The organism is Bradyrhizobium sp. SHOUNA76 (assembly GCF_023006445.1).
Lineage (GTDB): Bacteria > Pseudomonadota > Alphaproteobacteria > Rhizobiales > Xanthobacteraceae > Bradyrhizobium.
The window spans coordinates 1-1,553 of the sequence record NZ_JALBHA010000843.1 but is presented as its reverse complement, the minus strand read 5'-3'; the positions used below and the strand labels follow the sequence as shown (position 1 = coordinate 1,553).

At 67.1% G+C, this 1,553-nt stretch carries 1 protein-coding gene and 1 pseudogene; both read left to right on the top strand.

The features are described from left to right. A partial coding sequence (locus MOV74_RS37790; RefSeq protein WP_246932559.1) for an SDR family NAD(P)-dependent oxidoreductase occupies positions 1–1,423 on the top strand: 1,423 nt, incomplete at its 5' end. After that, positions 1,321–1,553 (top strand): annotated as a pseudogene (locus MOV74_RS37785) (glycosyltransferase WbuB); the annotation flags it as partial. The gene MOV74_RS37790 and the pseudogene MOV74_RS37785, both read left to right, overlap by 103 nt.

Sequence of the window (1,553 nt, the reverse complement as noted above, 5' to 3'; positions counted from 1 at the left end):
CGAGGTGCTCCTGCGCGGCATCGAGAGCGGGGCGATCAAGCGCATCTGGCCGGTCGGCGTGCTGTCGCCGTCGACCTCCGACCGCGGCCAGTTCATCCGCAACGTGCCGGTGCTGGGCGGCATCGACGACGTCGAAGACATCATCGCCGACTTCGCCAAGCGCAACAAACCGATCGCGCGCCTCGTCATGACGCCGTCGGCATTCGAGCCGGAGGCCCATCCGGAATCGATCCTGATGCGGGCGCGCAAGTTAGGGGTGATCGTCAACCGAATGCCCTCGCTCGAGAGTGGCGATACGCCGCGGCTCACCGCCGTTGCGGTCGAGGATCTCCTGCTGCGGCCGAGCGAGACGATCGATTATGCCCGCCTGGAGGCCCTGATCAACGGCAAGGCGGTGATCGTCACCGGCGGCGGCGGCTCGATCGGGTCCGAGATCTGCGAGCGCGTCGTTGCCTTTGGCGCGGCGCGGCTCCTGATCGTGGAAAACTCGGAGCCGGCGCTCTACGCCATCACGGAAGCGCTCGCCGCGCAAGGCGCGACCGCCGAGATCGAAGGGCGGATCGCCGACATTCGCGACCGCGAGCGCATCATGCGCCTGATGGCCGGGTTCAAGCCGGACATCGTGTTCCACGCCGCCGCGCTCAAGCACGTGCCGATCCTCGAACGCGACTGGAGTGAGGGCGTCAAGACCAACATTTTCGGCTCCATCAACGTTGCGGATGCCGCCGTTGCCGCCGGCGCCGAAGCCATGGTGATGATTTCGACCGACAAGGCGATCGAGCCGGTGTCGATGCTCGGCCTGACCAAGCGTTTTGCCGAGATGTACTGCCAGGCGCTGGATCACGACCTCGCAGCCGCGGCGCACGGCGCCAAGCCGCCGATGCGGCTGATCTCGGTCCGGTTCGGCAACGTGCTGGCCTCGAACGGCTCGGTGGTGCCGAAATTCAAGGCGCAGATCGAGGCCGGCGGCCCGGTGACGGTGACGCATCCCGACATGGTCCGCTACTTCATGACCATCCGCGAGGCCTGCGATCTGGTCATCACCGCGGCCACGCATGCGCTCGGAACGCAGCGGCCCGACGTCTCGGTCTACGTGCTCAACATGGGCCAGCCGGTGAAGATCGTCGATCTCGCCGAGCGCATGATCCGCCTCTCCGGATTGCAACCCGGCTACGACATCGAGATCGTGTTCACGGGCATGCGGCCGGGCGAACGTCTCCACGAGATCCTGTTCGCTTCCGAGGAGCCGACCCGCGAGATCGGTGTTGCCGGCATCATGGCCGCGCAGCCGAACGAGCCGCCGATGCAGACGCTGCGCAAATGGACCGCGGCGCTCGAGCAGGCGATCGCGCGCGACGACCGCGCGACAATCAGGACTATCCTCAAGGATGCGGTGCCCGAATTCGGGTCGACCGCGGCCTGACCATGCAGCCCTCCGGCAAGATCGTCGTCGCGAGCCAGCATTATCCGCCGGATACCAGCACGACGGCGGCGATCATGGCCGAGATCGCCTGCCGGCTCGCCGCCGGGCACGAGGTCGTCGTGCTCTCGGG